Origin of the sequence: Streptomyces sp. NPDC056128, assembly GCF_042263835.1 — a bacterium.
Lineage (GTDB): Bacteria > Actinomycetota > Actinomycetes > Streptomycetales > Streptomycetaceae > Streptomyces.
The window spans coordinates 1-17,715 of sequence record NZ_JBHJVQ010000045.1 but is presented as its reverse complement, the minus strand read 5'-3'; the positions used below and the strand labels follow the sequence as shown (position 1 = coordinate 17,715).

Below are 17,715 nucleotides of genomic sequence, written 5' to 3'. Positions count from 1 at the left end.
CGGGGGGGTCGGGCGGGGGGCGGGGGGGGCGGCTGGTCCGCCGGGGCGCCGTTGGGGTTGACCCGCCTTCACCCCAAAACCCCGGGGGGGGGCCGCGCCCCCCGTGGGCCCCCCCCCACCCCGGCGGCACGTTTCTGCTGAGGTGGGTGGGGCTCAGAGCTCGTCGTGGGAGGCCACCGCGCGGCGCGCGTCCGCGTCCAGGACGCCCCAGCTGATCAGCTGCTCGGTCAGGACCGAGGGGGACTGGTCGTAGATGACGGCGAGTGTGCGCAGGTCGTCCTGGCGGATCGAGAGCACCTTGCCGTTGTAGTCACCGCGCTGCGACTGGATGGTGGCCGCGTACCGCTGGAGGGGGCCCGCCTTCTCGGCCGGCACCGTGGCCAGCCGCTCCAGGTCCAGGACCAGCTTCGGCGGCGGCTCGGCGGCACCGCCCGGGGTGGTGCCCGGCAGCAGCTCCTGTACGGGAACGCCGTAGAAGTCCGCCAACTCGGCGAGGCGCTGCACGGTCACGGCACGGTCGCCGCGCTCGTACGAACCGACCACGACGGCCTTCCAGCGGCCCTGGGACTTCTCCTCGACACCGTGGAGGGAAAGGCCCTGCTGGGTGCGGATGGCCCGGAGCTTGGCCCCGAGCTGTTTGGCGTATTCGCTGGACATATGGCTCCCCGGACAAGGTGTCGACGCGGCCGGCTCTGTCTGCCGGCTCGCGCGGCTGGTAACTCACTGTGAGGTTACGCAGCGTTACTCTCCTGCGTCAAGCCGAATGGGCCGCACCGACTCTTCCGTGGTATCCGCGATCCACTGCTCCGAGCGGGTGACGCGGATGCGGCAGAAGAGTGACAGGGGGGTGTCGGGGGTGCCGCCTACGCGCTCATGTGTGCCTGCTACCGTAGGTGGCGCATATCCGACGTCCTTTAAGATCCGTCCCGTGAGGCGGAGAAGGGGGTCCGTTTCTCATGGACAAGCAGGACACGCAGGACACGCAGCAGGACGCACGGCCCGTGCTGGAAGGGCCCGACATCGCACGGGTCCTGACCCGCATCGCCCACGAGATCGTCGAGCGCGCCAAGGGCGCCGACGACGTGGTGCTCCTCGGCATCCCGACCCGGGGCGTCTTCCTCGCCCGGCGGCTCGCCGACAAGCTGGAGCAGATCACCGAGCGCAAGATGCCGGTCGGCTCGCTCGACATCACCATGTACCGCGACGACCTGCGCATGCACCCGCCGCGCGCCCTGGCCCGTACCGAGATCCCCGGTGACGGCATCGACGGCCGCCTGGTCGTCCTCGTCGACGACGTGCTCTTCTCCGGCCGCACCATCCGGGCCGCCCTCGACGCGCTCAACGACATCGGCCGCCCGCGCGCGGTGCAGCTCGCGGTCCTCGTCGACCGGGGCCACCGCGAACTGCCCATCCGCGCCGACTACGTCGGCAAGAACCTCCCGACGTCGCTGCGGGAGACGGTCAAGGTCCAGCTCGCCGAGGAGGACGGTCGCGACACCGTGCTGCTCGGTGCCAAGCCGGCCGCCCCGGGCGCCCACCCCTAGCGCTGCGCGTACGCACCCAGCCGTGCCGTACGCCCCGTCGGCGCGCCCCCGCGCGTGCCGGGCCGCCCGAATTATCCCGCTCTTCCGCATGACTCGCCCTACGGAGCCTGACAGATGCAGCGTCATCTCATCTCGGCCGCCGACCTCACCCGCGACGACGCCGTCCTGATCCTCGACACCGCCGAGGAGATGGCCCGGGTCGCGGACCGGCCGATCAAGAAACTGCCGACCCTGCGCGGCCGTACCGTCGTCAACCTCTTCTTCGAGGACTCCACCCGGACCCGGATCTCCTTCGAGGCCGCCGAGAAGCGCCTGTCCGCGGACGTCATCAACTTCACCGCCAAGGGATCCAGCGTCTCCAAGGGCGAGTCCCTCAAGGACACCGCCCAGACCCTGGAGGCCATGGGCGTCGACGCGGTCGTCATCCGGCACGGCGCCTCCGGCGCCCCGTACCGGCTGGCCACCTCCGGCTGGATCGACGCGGCTGTGGTCAACGCCGGCGACGGCACCCACCAGCACCCCACCCAGGCCCTCCTCGACGCCTTCACGATGCGCCGCCGCCTGGTCGGCCGCGACGCCGGCCTCGGCAAGGACCTGAACGGCCGCCGGATCACCCTGGTCGGCGACATCCTGCACAGCAGGGTCGCCCGCTCCAACGTCGACCTGCTGCACACCCTCGGCGCCAAGGTCACCCTCGTCGCCCCGCCCACCCTGCTGCCGGTCGGCGTCGAGACCTGGCCCTGCGAGGTCTCCTACGACCTCGACTCGACGCTCCCCAAGTCCGACGCGGTGATGCTGCTGCGCGTGCAGCGCGAGCGCATGAACGCCGCGTTCTTCCCGACCGAGCGCGAGTACTCCCGCCGCTACGGACTCGACGGCGAACGCATGGCGAAGATGCCCGACCACGCCATCGTGATGCACCCCGGCCCGATGGTCCGCGGCATGGAGATCACCGCCGAGGTCGCCGACTCCGACCGCTGCACCGTCGTCGAGCAGGTCACCAACGGCGTCTCCATCCGGATGGCCGTCCTGTACCTGCTGCTCGGCGGCAACGAGCCCGCCGTCACCCACGCCCGCACCACCGAGGAGAAGTAAGACAGATGAGCAAGATCCTGATCCGCGGTGCGAAGGTGCTCGGTGGCGAGCCGCAGGACGTGCTGATCGACGGCGCGACGATCGCCGAGGTCGGTACGGGGCTGAGTGCCGAGGGCGCCGAGGTCGTCGAGGCCGGCGGCAAGGTGCTGCTGCCCGGCCTGGTCGACCTCCACACCCACCTGCGCGAGCCCGGCCGCGAGGACTCCGAGACCGTCCTGACCGGCACCCGCGCGGCGGCGAGCGGCGGCTACACCAACGTCTTCGCCATGGCCAACACCTTCCCGGTCGCCGACACCGCCGGCGTCGTCGAGCAGGTCTGGCGGCTCGGCCAGGAGTCCGGCTACTGCGACGTGCAGCCCATCGGCGCCGTGACCGTGGGCCTGGAGGGCGCCAAGCTCGCCGAGCTGGGCGCCATGCACGAGTCCGCGGCCGGCGTCACCGTCTTCTCCGACGACGGCAAGTGCGTCCACGACGCCGTGATCATGCGCCGCGCCCTGGAGTACGTGAAGGCCTTCAACGGCGTCGTCGCCCAGCACGCCCAGGAGCCCCGCCTCACCGAGGGCGCCCAGATGAACGAGGGCGTCGTCTCCGCCGAGCTGGGCCTCGGCGGCTGGCCCGCGGTCGCCGAGGAGTCGGTCATCGCACGGGACGTGCTGCTCGCCGAGCACGTCGGCTCCCGCGTCCACATCTGCCACCTGTCGACCGCCGGGTCCGTCGAGATCGTCCGCTGGGCCAAGTCCCGCGGCATCGACGTCACCGCCGAGGTCACCCCGCACCACCTGCTCCTCACCGACGAGCTGGTCCGGTCGTACAACCCGGTCTACAAGGTCAACCCGCCGCTGCGCACCGAGCGTGACGTCCTGGCGCTGCGCGAGGCGCTCGCCGACGGCACGATCGACATCGTCGCCACCGACCACGCCCCGCACCCGCACGAGGACAAGGACTGCGAGTGGGCCGCCGCCGCCATGGGGATGGTGGGCCTGGAGACCGCGCTGTCGGTGGTCCAGGAGACCATGGTGGACACGGGCCTGCTGGACTGGGCCGGCGTCGCCGACCGGATGTCCGTCAAGCCCGCGCAGATCGGACAGGCCACCGGACACGGCCGCCCCGTCTCGGCTGGTGAGCCCGCCAACCTCACCCTCGTCGACACGGAATACCGTGGCCAGGTGGACCCCGCGGGCTTCGCCTCGCGCAGCCGCAACACCCCCTACGAGGGTCGTGAGCTGCCGGGCCGTGTGACGCACACGTGGCTGCGGGGCAAGGCCACGCTCGTCGACGGGAAGCTCACGTGACATCTGTAGCACCGGTAATCCTGCTGGCCGCCGAGAAGGAATCGGCGGAAGTGACCGACTGGGCCGCCCGCATCGGCTGGGTCGTCGGCCTCGGACTGTTCGTCGCGCTCGTCTACTGGCTGATGCGCGAGGGCTGGAAGTGGCGCGGCACCCTCCAGGGCGACCTCCCCGAGCTGCCCGGCGCGCCGGACGACCCCGGTCCGGCGAGACTGGTACTGAGCGGCCGCTACCACGGCTCCACCACCGCCGGGCAGTGGCTGGACCGCATCGTGGCGCACGGCCTGGGCACCCGCAGCCGGGTCGAGCTCACCCTGACGGACGCGGGACTGGACGTCGTACGCCCCGGCGCGGCCGACTTCTTCGTCCCCGTCGCCGCACTGCGCGAGGCCCGGCTCGACAAGGGCATCGCGGGCAAGGTCCTCACCGAGGGCGGGCTGCTCGTCGTCACCTGGGCGCACGGCGACAAGCTGATCGACTCCGGCTTCCGCTCCGACCACGCGGCCGAGCACAACGAGTGGGTCGAAACACTGAACGACATGATCAACAAGACGGAAACGGAAGGCGCACGATGACGACCTCCACCAGGGGAGTTGACAGGACTCCCGCCGTACTCGTCCTGGAGGACGGCCGGACCTTCCGCGGCCGCGCCTACGGGGCCGTGGGGGCCACCTTCGGCGAAGCCGTGTTCTCCACCGGCATGACCGGCTACCAGGAGACCCTCACCGACCCGTCGTACCACCGCCAGGTCGTCGTCATGACCGCCCCGCACGTCGGGAACACCGGGGTCAACGACGAGGACATGGAGTCCAGGAAGATCTGGGTCGCCGGCTACGTCGTCCGCGACCCCGCGCGCGTGCCCTCCAACTGGCGCTCCACCCGCTCCCTCGACGACGAGCTGGCCGCCCAGGGCGTCGTCGGCATCTCCGGCATCGACACCCGCGCCCTCACCCGCCACCTGCGCGAGCGCGGCGCCATGCGGGTCGGCATCTTCTCCGGCAACGCGCTGCCCGACGAGGGCACCATGCTCGCCGAGGTCCGCCAGGCCCCCGAGATGAGCGGCGCCGACCTCTCCGCCGAGGTCGCCACCACCGAGGCGTACGTCGTCCCGGCGATCGGCGAGAAGAAGTACACCGTCGCCGCCATCGACCTCGGCATCAAGGGCATGACCCCGCACCGCATGGCCGAGCGCGGCATCGAGGTGCACGTCCTGCCCGCCACGGCCACCGTCGAGGACGTCTACGCCGTCAACCCGGACGGTGTCTTCTTCTCCAACGGCCCCGGCGACCCGGCCACCGCCGACCACCCGGTCTCCGTCATGCGGGGCGTCCTGGAGCGCGGCACCCCGCTCTTCGGCATCTGCTTCGGCAACCAGATCCTGGGCCGCGCGCTCGGCTTCGGCACCTTCAAGCTGAAGTACGGCCACCGCGGCATCAACCAGCCGGTGCAGGACCGTACGACCGGCAAGGTCGAGGTCACCGCGCACAACCACGGCTTCGCCGTCGACGCCCCGCTCGACCGGGTCTCCGACACCCCCTACGGCCGCGCCGAGGTCTCCCACGTCTGCCTCAACGACAACGTGGTGGAGGGCCTCCAGCTCCTCGACCGGCCCGCGTTCAGCGTCCAGTACCACCCCGAAGCGGCCGCCGGCCCGCACGACGCCGCCTACCTGTTCGACCGCTTCACGACTTTGATGAGCACAGCTTCGATGGAGGGCCAGCGTGCCTAAGCGCACCGATATCCAGTCCGTCCTGGTCATCGGCTCCGGCCCGATCGTCATCGGCCAGGCCGCCGAGTTCGACTACTCAGGCACCCAGGCGTGCCGCGTGCTCAAGGCCGAGGGCCTGCGCGTCATCCTGGTGAACTCCAACCCGGCGACGATCATGACCGACCCGGAGATCGCCGACGCCACCTACGTCGAGCCGATCACCCCCGAGTTCGTCGAGAAGATCATCGCCAAGGAGCGCCCCGACGCGCTGCTGCCGACGCTCGGCGGCCAGACCGCCCTCAACACCGCGATCTCCATGCACGGCCAGGGCGTGCTGGAGAAGTACGGCGTCGAACTGATCGGCGCCAACGTGGAGGCGATCAACAAGGGCGAGGACCGCGACCTCTTCAAGGACGTCGTCGAGGAGGTCCGCAAGAAGATCGGGCACGGCGAGTCCGCCCGGTCCTACATCTGCCACTCCATGGACGACGTCCTCCAGGGCGTCGACGCGCTCGGCGGCTACCCGGTCGTCGTCCGCCCCTCCTTCACCATGGGCGGCGCCGGCTCCGGCTTCGCCCACGACGAGGAGGAACTGCGCCGCATCGCCGGACAGGGCCTCACCCTCTCGCCGACCACCGAGGTGCTCCTGGAGGAGTCCATCCTCGGCTGGAAGGAGTACGAGCTGGAGCTGATGCGCGACAAGCACGACAACGTGGTGGTCGTCTGCTCCATCGAGAACTTCGACCCCATGGGCGTGCACACCGGCGACTCGATCACCGTCGCGCCCGCGATGACCCTGACCGACCGCGAGTACCAGGTGCTGCGCGACGTCGGCATCGCGATCATCCGCGAGGTCGGCGTCGACACCGGCGGCTGCAACATCCAGTTCGCGGTGAACCCCGAGGACGGTCGTGTGATCGTCATCGAGATGAACCCGCGCGTGTCGCGCTCCTCGGCGCTCGCCTCCAAGGCGACCGGCTTCCCGATCGCCAAGATCGCCGCCAAGCTGGCCGTCGGCTACACGCTCGACGAGATCCCGAACGACATCACGCGCGAGACCCCGGCCTCCTTCGAGCCGACCCTCGACTACGTGGTCGTCAAGGCCCCGCGCTTCGCCTTCGAGAAGTTCCCGCAGGCCGACTCCACCCTCACCACCACCATGAAGTCGGTCGGCGAGGCCATGGCCATCGGCCGCAACTTCACCGAGGCCTTCCAGAAGGCGCTGCGCTCGCTGGAGAAGAAGGGCAGCCAGTTCACCTTCGTCGGCGAGACGGGCGACAAGGCCGAGCTGCTCCGCGAGGCCGTCCGGCCCACCGACGGCCGCATCAACCTGGTCATGCAGGCCATCCGCGCGGGCGCCACGCCCGAGGAGGTCTTCGAGTACACGAAGATCGACCCCTGGTTCGTCGACCAGCTCTTCCTGATCAAGGAGGTCGCCGACGAGCTGGCCGCGGCGCCCGAGCTGACCGCCGACCTGCTCGCCGAGGCCAAGCGGCACGGCTTCTCCGACCAGCAGGTCGGCGAGATCCGCGGCCTGCGCGAGGACGTCGTCCGCGAGGTCCGCCACGCGCTCGGCATCCGCCCGGTCTACAAGACGGTCGACACCTGCGCCGCCGAGTTCGCCGCGCAGACGCCGTACTTCTACTCCTCCTACGACGAGGAGACCGAGGTCGCGCCGCGCGAGAAGCCCGCGGTGATCATCCTGGGCTCCGGTCCGAACCGCATCGGCCAGGGCATCGAGTTCGACTACTCCTGCGTCCACGCCTCTTTCGCGCTCAGCGACGCCGGGTACGAGACCGTGATGGTCAACTGCAACCCGGAGACCGTCTCCACCGACTACGACACCTCCGACCGGCTGTACTTCGAGCCGCTCACCCTGGAGGACGTCCTGGAGATCGTCCACGCGGAGCAGCAGGCGGGCCCGGTCGCCGGTGTCGTCGTCCAGCTCGGCGGCCAGACCCCGCTGGGCCTGTCGCAGGCGCTCAAGGACAACGGCGTGCCGGTCGTCGGCACCTCGCCCGAGGCCATCCACGCCGCGGAGGACCGCGGCGCCTTCGGCCGGGTCCTGGCGGAGGCGGGCCTGCCCGCCCCCAAGCACGGCACCGCCACCACCTTCGCCGAGGCCAAGGGCATCGCCGACGAGATCGGCTACCCGGTCCTGGTACGGCCCTCCTACGTCCTCGGCGGACGCGGCATGGAGATCGTCTACGACGAGACCCGCCTGGAGGCGTACATCGCCGAATCGACCGAGATCAGCCCCTCCCGGCCGGTCCTCGTCGACCGGTTCCTGGACGACGCGATCGAGATCGACGTCGACGCGCTGTACGACGGCGAGGAGCTGTACCTCGGCGGCGTCATGGAGCACATCGAGGAGGCCGGCATCCACTCCGGCGACTCGGCGTGCGCCCTGCCCCCGATCACGCTCGGCGGCTTCGACATCAAGCGGCTGCGCGCCTCCACCGAGGGCATCGCCAAGGGCGTCGGCGTGCGCGGCCTGATCAACATCCAGTTCGCGCTGGCCGGGGACATCCTGTACGTCCTGGAGGCCAACCCGCGCGCGTCCCGCACGGTCCCCTTCACCTCGAAGGCGACCGCGGTGCCGCTGGCCAAGGCCGCCGCCCGCATCTCGCTGGGCGCGACCATCGCCGAGCTGCGCGCCGAGGGCCTGCTCCCGGCCACCGGCGACGGCGGCGAGCTGCCGCTGGACGCGCCGATCTCCGTCAAGGAGGCCGTGATGCCGTGGTCCCGCTTCCGGGACATCCACGGCCGCGGCGTCGACACCGTCCTCGGCCCGGAGATGCGCTCCACCGGCGAGGTCATGGGCATCGACTCCGTCTTCGGCACTGCCTACGCCAAGTCGCAGGCGGGCGCGTACGGCCCGCTGCCCACCAAGGGCCGCGCCTTCATCTCGGTCGCCAACCGGGACAAGCGCTCGATGATCTTCCCGGCCCGCGAGCTGGTCGCCCACGGCTTCGAGCTGATGGCCACCTCCGGCACCGCCGAGGTCCTCAAGCGCAACGGCATCAACGCCACGGTGGTCCGCAAGCAGTCCGAGGGCCCCGGCCCGAACGGCGAGAAGACCATCGTCCAGCTCATCCACGACGGCGGCGTCGACCTCATCGTCAACACCCCGTACGGCACCGGCGGCCGCCTCGACGGCTACGACATCCGTACGGCCGCCGTGGCCCGCTCCGTGCCCTGCCTGACCACCGTCCAGGCACTGGCGGCGGCCGTCCAGGGCATCGACGCCCTCAACCACGGAGACGTGGGAGTGCGCTCGCTCCAGGAACACGCGGAATTCCTGACCGCGGCCCGCGACTAGCGGCCCCGAGGGGGACACCGGAAACGGTGTCCCCCTCTTCATGAGCCGACCGTCTCCTTCATGAGCCGTCCGTCTCCAGAGGCGTCACGAGGACACATGTACACGATCTTCTTCAAGCTCTTCTTCTCCCGCATGGACCCGGAGCAGGCCCACCACCTGGCCTTCCGCTGGATCCGCCTGGCCGCCCGCGTCCCCGTGCTGCGCACCTTCGTCGCCGCCGCGCTCGCGCCTCGCCACAAGGAGCTGCGCACCGAGGCCCTGGGCCTGCGCATGCACGGCCCCTTCGGGCTCGCCGCCGGCTTCGACAAGAACGCCGTCGCCGTCGACGGCATGGCGATGCTCGGCTTCGACCACGTCGAGATCGGCACCGTGACCGGGGAGCCGCAGTCCGGCAACCCCAAGAAGCGGCTGTTCCGGCTGGTGGGCGACCGGGCGCTGATCAACCGCATGGGCTTCAACAACGACGGCTCGCTGGCCGTGGCCGCCCGCCTGGCCTCCCGCACGCCCGTCTTCCGGACCGTCGTCGGCGTCAACATCGGCAAGACCAAGGTCGTCCCGGAGGAGGAGGCCGTCGGCGACTACGTGAAGTCCGCCGAGCGGCTCGCCCCGCACGCCGACTACCTGGTCGTCAACGTCTCCTCCCCGAACACGCCAGGCCTGCGCAACCTCCAGGCCACCGAGGCGCTGCGTCCGCTCCTGACGGCGGTCCGCGAGGCCGCCGACCGCGCGGTCACCGCACGGCGCGTGCCGCTCCTGGTGAAGATCGCGCCGGACCTCGCCGACGAGGACGTGGACGCGGTCGCCGACCTGGCCGTGGAGCTGGGTCTGGACGGGATCATCGCCACCAACACCACCATCGCGCGCGAGGGCCTGGGCCTGACCTCCTCACCCGCCCTCGTGCGGGAGACCGGCGGCCTGTCCGGCGCGCCCCTCAAGGCGCGCTCCCTGGAGGTCCTGCGCCGCCTGTACGCGCGCGTGGGCGACCGGATCACCCTGGTGGGCGTCGGCGGCGTGGAGAACGCCGAGGACGCCTGGCAGCGCATCCTGGCCGGGGCCACGCTGGTCCAGGGCTACAGCGCGTTCATCTACGAGGGCCCCTTCTGGGGCCGAGCCATCCACAAGGGGCTCGCCGCGCGGCTGCGGCAGAGCCCCTACGCCACCCTCGCCGACGCGGTCGGCGCCGACGTGAGGACGAACGCATGACGGTACTCGAACCCTTCGGCGCCCGGCTGCGCCGCGCGATGGACGAGCGCGGCCCGCTCTGCGTCGGCATCGACCCGCACGCCTCCCTGCTCGCCGAGTGGGGGCTGGGCGACGACGTGGCCGGTCTGGAGCGCTTCAGCCGCACCGTGGTCGAGGCGACGGCCGACCGGGTGGCCGTGCTCAAGCCGCAGAGCGCCTTCTTCGAGCGCTTCGGTTCGCGCGGCGTCGCCGTCCTGGAGAAGTCCGTCGAGGAGGCGCGCGCGGCCGGCGCGCTGGTCGTCATGGACGCCAAGCGCGGCGACATCGGCTCGACCATGGCCGCCTACGCGGAGTCCTTCCTGCACAAGGACGCGCCGCTGTTCTCGGACGCGCTGACGGTCTCGCCCTACCTCGGCTACGGCTCCCTGAAGCCGGCCGTCGACCTGGCGCGCGAGAGCGGTGCCGGCCTGTTCGTGCTGGCGCTGACCTCCAACCCGGAGGGCGGCGAGGTCCAGCACGCGGTCCGGTCCGACGGGCGGAGCGTGGCGGCGACGATGCTGGCGCACCTCGCCGCCGAGAACGCGGGGGAGGAGCCGCTGGGCTCCTTCGGCGCGGTGGTCGGCGCCACCCTCGGCGACCTGTCGTCGTACGACCTGGACGTCAACGGACCGCTCCTCGCGCCCGGCATCGGCGCCCAGGGAGCGACCCCGGCGGACCTGCCCCGGGTGTTCGGGGCGGCGGTGCGCAACGTGGTACCGAATGTCAGCCGGGGTGTGCTTCGTCACGGTCCGGACGCGGCCGCGCTGCGTACGGCCACGGACCGCTTCGCCGACGAGGTCAGGACCGCTTTGGCGGCGGCCTAGGACGTCCAGACCTTGGATACATCCTCAAATCCGAGGCATTATGTCCTAAATGTCTGGCCTGACGGAGGCTGACCAGGACTTTTCCGCTGTTCTCGCTGACTCTGGCGGACTTGACCGCTAGTCTCCGTCGAGAGTCGGCGGGCAAGCGTGTTGCTCGTGGCTCCCCAGGTGTGGGGCGACTAGGTTCCTCACCGGTCCGTATCCGACAGTTCGACATCCGAGGTGACGTAGGCGTGGCTCTTCCGCCCCTTACCCCTGAACAGCGCGCAGCCGCGCTCGAAAAGGCCGCCGCGGCTCGCCGGGAGCGGGCCGAGGTCAAGAATCGACTCAAGCACTCCGGCGCCTCCCTCCACGAGGTCATCAAGCAGGGTCAGGAGAACGACGTCATCGGCAAGATGAAGGTCTCCGCCCTCCTCGAGTCCCTGCCGGGCGTGGGCAAGGTCCGCGCCAAGCAGATCATGGAGCGTCTGGGTATCTCCGAGAGCCGCCGCGTGCGCGGTCTCGGGTCCAACCAGATCGCCTCCCTGGAGCGTGAGTTCGGCAGCACCGGCAGCTGAGTCCGGACCACTCCGGGATTGCTGGAATAATCGCTGCATGGCTGCAACACCCCGGGGGACGTCCCCCGTACCCCCGGACGCACGTCCGCGGCTGACCGTGCTCTCCGGCCCCTCGGGGGTCGGCAAGAGCACGGTCGTCGCCCATATGCGCAAGGAACACCCCGAGGTATGGCTGTCGGTCTCGGCGACGACCCGCCGGCCCCGCCCGGGCGAGCAGCACGGTGTCCACTACTTCTTCGTCACCGACGAGGAGATGGACAAGCTGATCGCCAACGGGGAGCTGCTGGAGTGGGCCGAGTTCGCCGGCAACCGCTACGGCACGCCGCGCGCGGCGGTACTGGAGCGCCTGGAGGCCGGTGAGCCGGTGCTCCTGGAGATCGACCTCCAGGGCGCCCGGCAGGTCCGCGGCTCCATGCCCGAGGCCCAGCTGGTGTTCCTCGCCCCGCCCTCCTGGGAGGAGCTGGTGCGCCGGCTCACCGGGCGCGGCACCGAACCGCCGGACGTGATCGAGCGCCGCCTCGACACGGCCAAGGTCGAGCTGGCGGCCGAGCCGGAGTTCGACCAGACGCTGGTCAACACCTCCGTCGAGGACGTGGCGCGCGAGCTGCTAGCCTTGACGAACGTCGTGTGATCGTTACTGGTCACCCTGACTGAATCTTTCCCATCCATCGGAAGGTAGAGCGTGTCCTCTTCCATCTCCGCGCCCGAGGGCATCATCAACCCGCCGATCGACGAGCTCCTCGAGGCCACGGACTCGAAGTACAGCCTCGTGATCTACGCGGCCAAGCGGGCCCGCCAGATCAACGCGTACTACTCGCAGCTCGGCGAGGGCCTCCTCGAGTACGTCGGTCCGCTCGTCGACACCCACGTGCACGAGAAGCCGCTCTCGATCGCCCTGCGCGAGATCAACGCGGGGCTGCTGACCTCCGAGGCCATCGAGGGTCCGGCGCAGTAGTACCGGCGATATCGGCGGTAGTATTTTCAGCCTGAAGCTGACTTTTCCACAGGCCCGGCAGCCCGACTGTCGGGCCTGTGGTGTGTCATGGGTCGTAAGCGTTATCCGAGTCGGGGAGAGACGGTGGACAAGCCCAAGGTCGTTCTGGGGGTCAGCGGCGGCATCGCCGCGTACAAGGCCTGTGAGCTGCTGCGCAGGTTCACGGAGTCGGGACACGAGGTGCGGGTCGTCCCCACTGCCTCCGCCCTGCACTTCGTCGGTGCCGCCACCTGGTCCGCCCTGTCCGGAAACCCCGTGTCGACCGAGGTGTGGGACGACGTCCACGAGGTCCCGCACGTGCGCATCGGCCAGCACGCCGACCTGGTCGTCGTCGCGCCCGCCACCGCCGACATGCTGGCCAAGGCGGCCCACGGCCTCGCCGACGACCTCCTCACCAACACGCTCCTGACGGCCCGCTGCCCGGTCGTCTTCGCCCCCGCCATGCACACCGAGATGTGGGAGCACCCGGCCACCCAGGAGAACGTGGCGACCCTGCGCCGCCGCGGTGCCGTCGTCGTCGAACCGGCCGTCGGCCGCCTCACCGGCGTCGACACCGGCAAGGGGCGGCTGCCCGACCCCGGCGAGATCTTCGAGGTCTGCCGCCGGGTGCTCGCCCGGGGGGCGCGGGAGCCGGACCTCACGGGACGCCACGTCGTGGTCAGCGCCGGCGGCACCCGGGAGCCCCTCGACCCGGTCCGTTTCCTGGGCAACCGCTCCTCCGGCAAGCAGGGCTACGCCCTCGCCCGCACCGCCGCCGCGCGCGGGGCCCGCGTCACCCTGCTCTCGGCGAACCCGTCGCTCCCGGACCCGGCCGGCGTGGACGTGGTCCCGGTGGGCACCGCGGTGGAGCTGCGCGAGGCGGTGCTGCGGGCCGCGGCGGACGCCGACGCCGTCGTCATGGCCGCGGCGGTCGCCGACTTCCGCCCGGCCGCCTACGCCACCGGAAAGATCAAGAAGAAGGACGGCCAGGAACCGGCGCCGATCGCCCTGGTGCGGAATCCGGACATCCTCGCCGAGGTCTCCGGCAGCCGGGCCCGCTCCGGGCAGGTGATCGTCGGCTTCGCCGCCGAGACCGACGACGTCCTCGCCAACGGCCGGGCGAAGCTGAAGCGCAAGGGCTGCGACCTCCTCGTAGTCAATGAGGTGGGGGAGCGCAAGACCTTCGGCTCCGAGGAGAACGAGGCCGTCGTCCTCGGCGCCGACGGCAGCGAGACCCCGGTCCCGCACGGCCCCAAGGAAGACCTGGCCGAAACCGTGTGGGACCTCGTGGCCGAACGGCTCGGCTGAATGACCCATTCACCCGGGCGGCCCCCGCGAACCCGCGCATTCGAGCGTGGCGACCCTGGCCAAGGCCGCCTCGTTCCGGGCAGAATGCCCGTGCCGCAGGTCACAGCCCTTCCGAGAGCTGAGACGGGTGAGTCCGCGGCCGAGCGTGACCGATAAACTGTTCCTTGGACGTCGCCGGGTGCAGCTCCCCGTGCCGTCCGCCAATGATCAGCCAGCAGCCGCTGCAACCCCAGGGAGCGTTGTGTCCCGTCGCCTGTTCACCTCGGAGTCCGTGACCGAAGGTCACCCCGACAAGATCGCTGACCAGATCAGCGACACCATTCTCGACGCGCTTCTGCGCGAGGACCCGACCTCTCGGGTCGCCGTCGAAACCCTGATCACCACCGGTCTGGTGCACGTGGCCGGAGAGGTCACGACCAAGGCCTACGCGGACATCGCCACCCTCGTCCGCGGCAAGATCCTGGAGATCGGCTACGACTCCTCGAAGAAGGGCTTCGACGGCGCGTCCTGCGGCGTCTCGGTCTCGATCGGCGCCCAGTCCCCGGACATCGCGCAGGGCGTCGACACGGCCTATGAGAACCGGGTCGAGGGCGACGAGGACGAGCTGGACCGGCAGGGCGCCGGTGACCAGGGCCTGATGTTCGGCTACGCGTCCGACGAGACGCCGACTCTCATGCCGCTGCCGGTCTTCCTGGCGCACCGCCTGTCCAAGCGCCTCTCCGAGGTCCGCAAGAACGGGACCATCCCGTACCTGCGCCCCGACGGCAAGACGCAGGTCACCATCGAGTACGACGGCGACAAGGCCGTCCGCCTCGACACGGTCGTGGTCTCCTCCCAGCACGCCAGCGACATCGACCTGGAGTCGCTGCTGGCTCCGGACATCAAGGAATTCGTCGTCGAGCCGGAGCTGAAGGCGCTGCTGGACGACGGCATCAAGCTGGACACGGAGAACTACCGGCTCCTGGTCAACCCCACCGGCCGCTTCGAGATCGGCGGCCCGATGGGCGACGCCGGCCTCACCGGCCGCAAGATCATCATCGACACGTACGGCGGCATGGCCCGCCACGGCGGCGGCGCCTTCTCCGGCAAGGACCCGTCCAAGGTCGACCGCTCCGCCGCCTACGCGATGCGCTGGGTCGCCAAGAACGTCGTCGCCGCGGGCCTCGCCGCCCGCTGCGAGGTCCAGGTGGCCTACGCCATCGGCAAGGCCGAGCCGGTCGGCCTCTTCGTGGAGACCTTCGGCACCGCCAAGATCGACACCGAGAAGATCGAGAAGGCGATCGACGAGGTCTTCGACCTCCGTCCGGCCGCGATCATCCGCGACCTCGACCTGCTCCGTCCGATCTACGCCCAGACCGCGGCCTACGGCCACTTCGGTCGTGAGCTGGCGGACTTCACCTGGGAGCGCACCGACCGGGTGGACGCGCTGCGCAAGGCGGCGGGGCTCTAGGACGCCCGGAGCGCCACGCCAGGAGGCGCGGACGCGTCCTTCGCACGTCACGAGGCCCGGTGTCCCCGATGGGGGCGCCGGGCCCCGGCGCGTTCCGGGGCGGCGTCGGACCGGTGCCGGGACGGTGTGATCGCGGGCGCCCACGGTTGTCAGTGGCCTTTGCGAGAATGCAGGCGTGAGCAGCGAGAACGGACCGGGCGAGGGCGGCGCGCAGGACGCGCCGCCCGAGCAGCTCGCGCTCATCCGGGAGACCGTGCGCCGGGCGAAGACGCCCCGGGCCAAGCCGCGGACCTGGCGCGGAGCCGCGCTCGCCGGGGAGCTGCCGGTCGCCAGGGTGCTCGTCGACAAGGGCGTGCTCCACCTCGACCGGTACTTCGACTACGCGGTGCCCGAGGAGCTCGACGCCGACGCCCAGCCCGGTGTGCGGGTGCGGGTGCGCTTCGGGGCCGGGCGGCACCGGGTGCGGGACGGGCGGCGCGAGGGCGGGGGGCTCATCGACGGCTTCCTGATCGAGCGGCGCGCCGAGTCCGACTACGCGGGGCCCCTCGCGGCGCTGGCCCAGGTCGTCTCGCCCGAGCGGATCCTCGACGAGGAGCTGCTGGGACTCGTGCGCGCCGTCGCCGACCGGTACGCGGGCAGCCTGGCCGACGTCCTCCAGCTCGCCGTACCCCCGCGCAACGCGCGCGCCGAGAAGCGGACCTCGCCGGACCCGCTGCCCCCGCCGCCGGCGCCGGAGCCGGGGTCCTGGGCGCGGTACGAGCGGGGGGAGGCGTTCGTGACGGCGCTCGCCTCGGGGGGCGCGCCGCGCGCGGTGTGGAACGCGTTGCCCGGCCCGCGGTGGAGCGAGGAGCTGGCGCGGGCGGTGGCGGCGACGCTGGCCTCCGGCCGGGGCGCGCTCGTCGTCCTGCCGGACGGGCGGGCGGTCGCCCGCGTCGACGCCGCGCTGACCGGCCTGCTGGGCGAGGGGCGGCACGCGGTGCTCACCGCCGACGCCGGACCCGAGAAGCGGTACGCGCAGTGGCTCGCGGTGCGCCGGGGGGCCGTACGGGCCGTCATCGGGACCCGAGCGGCCATGTTCGCGCCGGTGCGCGACCTCGGCCTTGTCGCCCTCTGGGACGACGGCGACGACAGCCACAGCGAGCTGCACGCCCCGCAGCCGCACGCGCGTGAGGTGCTGCTGCTGCGCGCCGCCCAGGACCGGTGCGCCTTCCTGCTGGGCGGCTGGAGCTGCACCGTGGAGGCCGCCCAGCTCGTGGAGACCGGCTGGGCCCGGCCGCTGGTCGCCGCCCGGGAGCAGGTGCGGGCCGCGGCCCCGCTGGTGCGCACCGTGGGCGACGGCGACCTGGCCCGGGACGAGGCCGCCCGCGCCGCGCGGCTGCCGACGCTCGCCTGGCAGGTCGTCAGGGACGGACTGCGGCACGGACCGGTGCTGGTGCAGGTGCCGCGGCGGGGCTACGTGCCGCGGATGGCGTGCGCCGCGTGCCGGGCGCCCGCGCGGTGCCGGCACTGCGCGGGGCCGCTGGAGGGGCAGGAGTCCGGGTCCGCGCTGCGGTGCGGCTGGTGCGGGCGCGAGGAGAGCGGCTGGCACTGCCCGGAGTGCGGGGCCTTCCGGCTGCGCGCGCAGGTGGTGGGGGCGCGGCGCACCGCCGAGGAACTGGGGCGCGCCTTCCCCGCGGTGCCCGTGCGCACCTCCGGGCGCGAGCATGTGCTGGACACCGTGGCGCAGGCCCCCGCGCTGGTCGTCAGCACCCCGGGCGCCGAACCCGTCGCCGAGGGCGGCTACGCGGCGGCGCTGCTGCTCGACGGCTGGGCGATGCTCGGGCGGCCCGACCTGCGCGCCGGTGAGGACGCGCTGCGCCGCTGGCTGGCCGCCGCCGCGCTGGTGCGCCCGCAGAGCGCCGGCGGCACCGTCGTCGCGGTCGCCGAGCCGACCCTCAGGCCGGTGCAGGCGCTGGTGCGCTGGGACCCCGTCGGGCACGCGGTGCGGGAGCTGGCCGAGCGGGCCGAGCTGGGCTTTCCGCCGGTGTCCAGGATGGCGGCCGTGGCCGGGCCGCCGGAGGCGGTGGCCGGTTTCCTGGGCGCCGCGGAGCTGCCGCCCGAGGCCGAGGTGCTGGGCCCGGTGCCGCTGCCGGTCACCTCGGCCGGGCGTCCCCGGCGGGTGGGGGCGCCACCGCCAGGGGAGCACTGGGAGCGGGCGCTGATCCGGGTGCCGCCGGGGCGCGGGGCGGCGCTGGCCGGTGCGCTGAAGGCCGCCCAGGCGGCGCGGACGGCACGGGGGAGCGACGCGGCGGTGTGGGTGCGGATCGATCCGCCGGACATCGGCTGAGGGGCGCGGGGCGGCGACGGGCCGCCCACCCGGGAGCCGGTGGTCGAAACGGGCCACGGCGCACCCCCAGGTTCACGGCGGGCGGTCGGGCCGTGGCT

At 71.9% G+C, this 17,715-nt stretch carries 15 protein-coding genes; 14 read left to right on the top strand and 1 reads right to left on the bottom strand.

All coding sequences use genetic code 11. The annotated features are described in order from the left end of the window. Nucleotides 1-153 precede the first annotated feature (153 nt). On the bottom strand, nucleotides 154-657 hold the full coding sequence (gene bldD, locus ACFC1X_RS38555; RefSeq protein WP_003977337.1) for a transcriptional regulator BldD: 504 nt from the start codon (nucleotides 655-657) through the stop codon (nucleotides 154-156). A gap of 299 nt (nucleotides 658-956) precedes the next feature. Here bldD and pyrR point away from each other — a divergent pair, with 299 nt between their 5' ends. The 14 genes from pyrR to ACFC1X_RS38485 all read left to right on the top strand — a co-directional run bounded on the left by pyrR (nucleotide 957) and on the right by ACFC1X_RS38485 (nucleotide 17,617). After that, nucleotides 957-1,544, top strand: a complete 588-nt coding sequence (gene pyrR, locus ACFC1X_RS38550; RefSeq protein WP_376363694.1) for a bifunctional pyr operon transcriptional regulator/uracil phosphoribosyltransferase PyrR — start codon at nucleotides 957-959, stop codon at nucleotides 1,542-1,544. 114 nt (nucleotides 1,545-1,658) lie between these two features. After that, nucleotides 1,659-2,639 (top strand): aspartate carbamoyltransferase catalytic subunit, encoded by a 981-nt coding sequence (locus ACFC1X_RS38545; protein ID WP_376363691.1) that lies wholly within the window; start codon nucleotides 1,659-1,661, stop codon nucleotides 2,637-2,639. A gap of 5 nt (nucleotides 2,640-2,644) precedes the next feature. Further along, on the top strand, nucleotides 2,645-3,931 hold the full coding sequence (locus tag ACFC1X_RS38540; protein WP_161327858.1) for a dihydroorotase: 1,287 nt from the start codon (nucleotides 2,645-2,647) through the stop codon (nucleotides 3,929-3,931). Further along, nucleotides 3,928-4,503 carry a hypothetical protein gene (locus ACFC1X_RS38535; protein WP_376363688.1) on the top strand — a complete coding sequence of 192 codons (576 nt, stop codon included), beginning with the start codon at nucleotides 3,928-3,930 and terminating at the stop codon, nucleotides 4,501-4,503. The genes ACFC1X_RS38540 and ACFC1X_RS38535 overlap by 4 nt, the downstream gene beginning before the upstream one ends. Further along, a complete protein-coding gene (gene carA, locus ACFC1X_RS38530) occupies nucleotides 4,500-5,657 on the top strand; it encodes a glutamine-hydrolyzing carbamoyl-phosphate synthase small subunit (RefSeq protein ID WP_376363685.1) in 1,158 nt (385 codons plus the stop codon). Before ACFC1X_RS38535 ends, carA begins: the two co-directional genes overlap by 4 nt. Further along, nucleotides 5,650-8,958 carry a carbamoyl-phosphate synthase large subunit gene (carB, locus tag ACFC1X_RS38525; RefSeq protein ID WP_376363682.1) on the top strand — a complete coding sequence of 1,103 codons (3,309 nt, stop codon included), beginning with the start codon at nucleotides 5,650-5,652 and terminating at the stop codon, nucleotides 8,956-8,958. Before carA ends, carB begins: the two co-directional genes overlap by 8 nt. Nucleotides 8,959-9,054: 96 nt before the next feature. Then, complete coding sequence (locus tag ACFC1X_RS38520) at nucleotides 9,055-10,161, top strand: quinone-dependent dihydroorotate dehydrogenase (RefSeq protein ID WP_376363679.1); 1,107 nt, start codon at nucleotides 9,055-9,057, stop codon at nucleotides 10,159-10,161. Further along, complete coding sequence (gene pyrF, locus ACFC1X_RS38515) at nucleotides 10,158-11,003, top strand: orotidine-5'-phosphate decarboxylase (protein WP_376363676.1); 846 nt, start codon at nucleotides 10,158-10,160, stop codon at nucleotides 11,001-11,003. Before ACFC1X_RS38520 ends, pyrF begins: the two co-directional genes overlap by 4 nt. Before the next feature lie 233 nt (nucleotides 11,004-11,236). Beyond that, on the top strand, nucleotides 11,237-11,560 hold the full coding sequence (locus tag ACFC1X_RS38510; protein ID WP_003977346.1) for an integration host factor: 324 nt from the start codon (nucleotides 11,237-11,239) through the stop codon (nucleotides 11,558-11,560). Nucleotides 11,561-11,597: 37 nt separating this feature from the next. After that, complete coding sequence (gmk, locus tag ACFC1X_RS38505) at nucleotides 11,598-12,191, top strand: guanylate kinase (protein WP_376363673.1); 594 nt, start codon at nucleotides 11,598-11,600, stop codon at nucleotides 12,189-12,191. 51 nt (nucleotides 12,192-12,242) lie between these two features. Beyond that, a complete protein-coding gene (gene rpoZ, locus ACFC1X_RS38500; RefSeq protein ID WP_003977348.1) occupies nucleotides 12,243-12,515 on the top strand; it encodes a DNA-directed RNA polymerase subunit omega in 273 nt (90 codons plus the stop codon). Nucleotides 12,516-12,638: 123 nt separating this feature from the next. After that, nucleotides 12,639-13,841, top strand: coding sequence for a bifunctional phosphopantothenoylcysteine decarboxylase/phosphopantothenate--cysteine ligase CoaBC (gene coaBC / locus ACFC1X_RS38495; RefSeq protein WP_376363669.1), 1,203 nt, complete (start codon nucleotides 12,639-12,641; stop codon nucleotides 13,839-13,841). 241 nt (nucleotides 13,842-14,082) lie between these two features. Continuing rightward, the gene (metK, locus tag ACFC1X_RS38490; RefSeq protein ID WP_125493510.1) at nucleotides 14,083-15,291 is read left to right on the top strand and encodes a methionine adenosyltransferase; all 1,209 of its coding nucleotides are present in this window, start codon (nucleotides 14,083-14,085) and stop codon (nucleotides 15,289-15,291) included. 175 nt (nucleotides 15,292-15,466) lie between these two features. Further along, on the top strand, nucleotides 15,467-17,617 hold the full coding sequence (locus tag ACFC1X_RS38485; protein WP_376363665.1) for a primosomal protein N': 2,151 nt from the start codon (nucleotides 15,467-15,469) through the stop codon (nucleotides 17,615-17,617). Nucleotides 17,618-17,715: the final 98 nt, after the last annotated feature.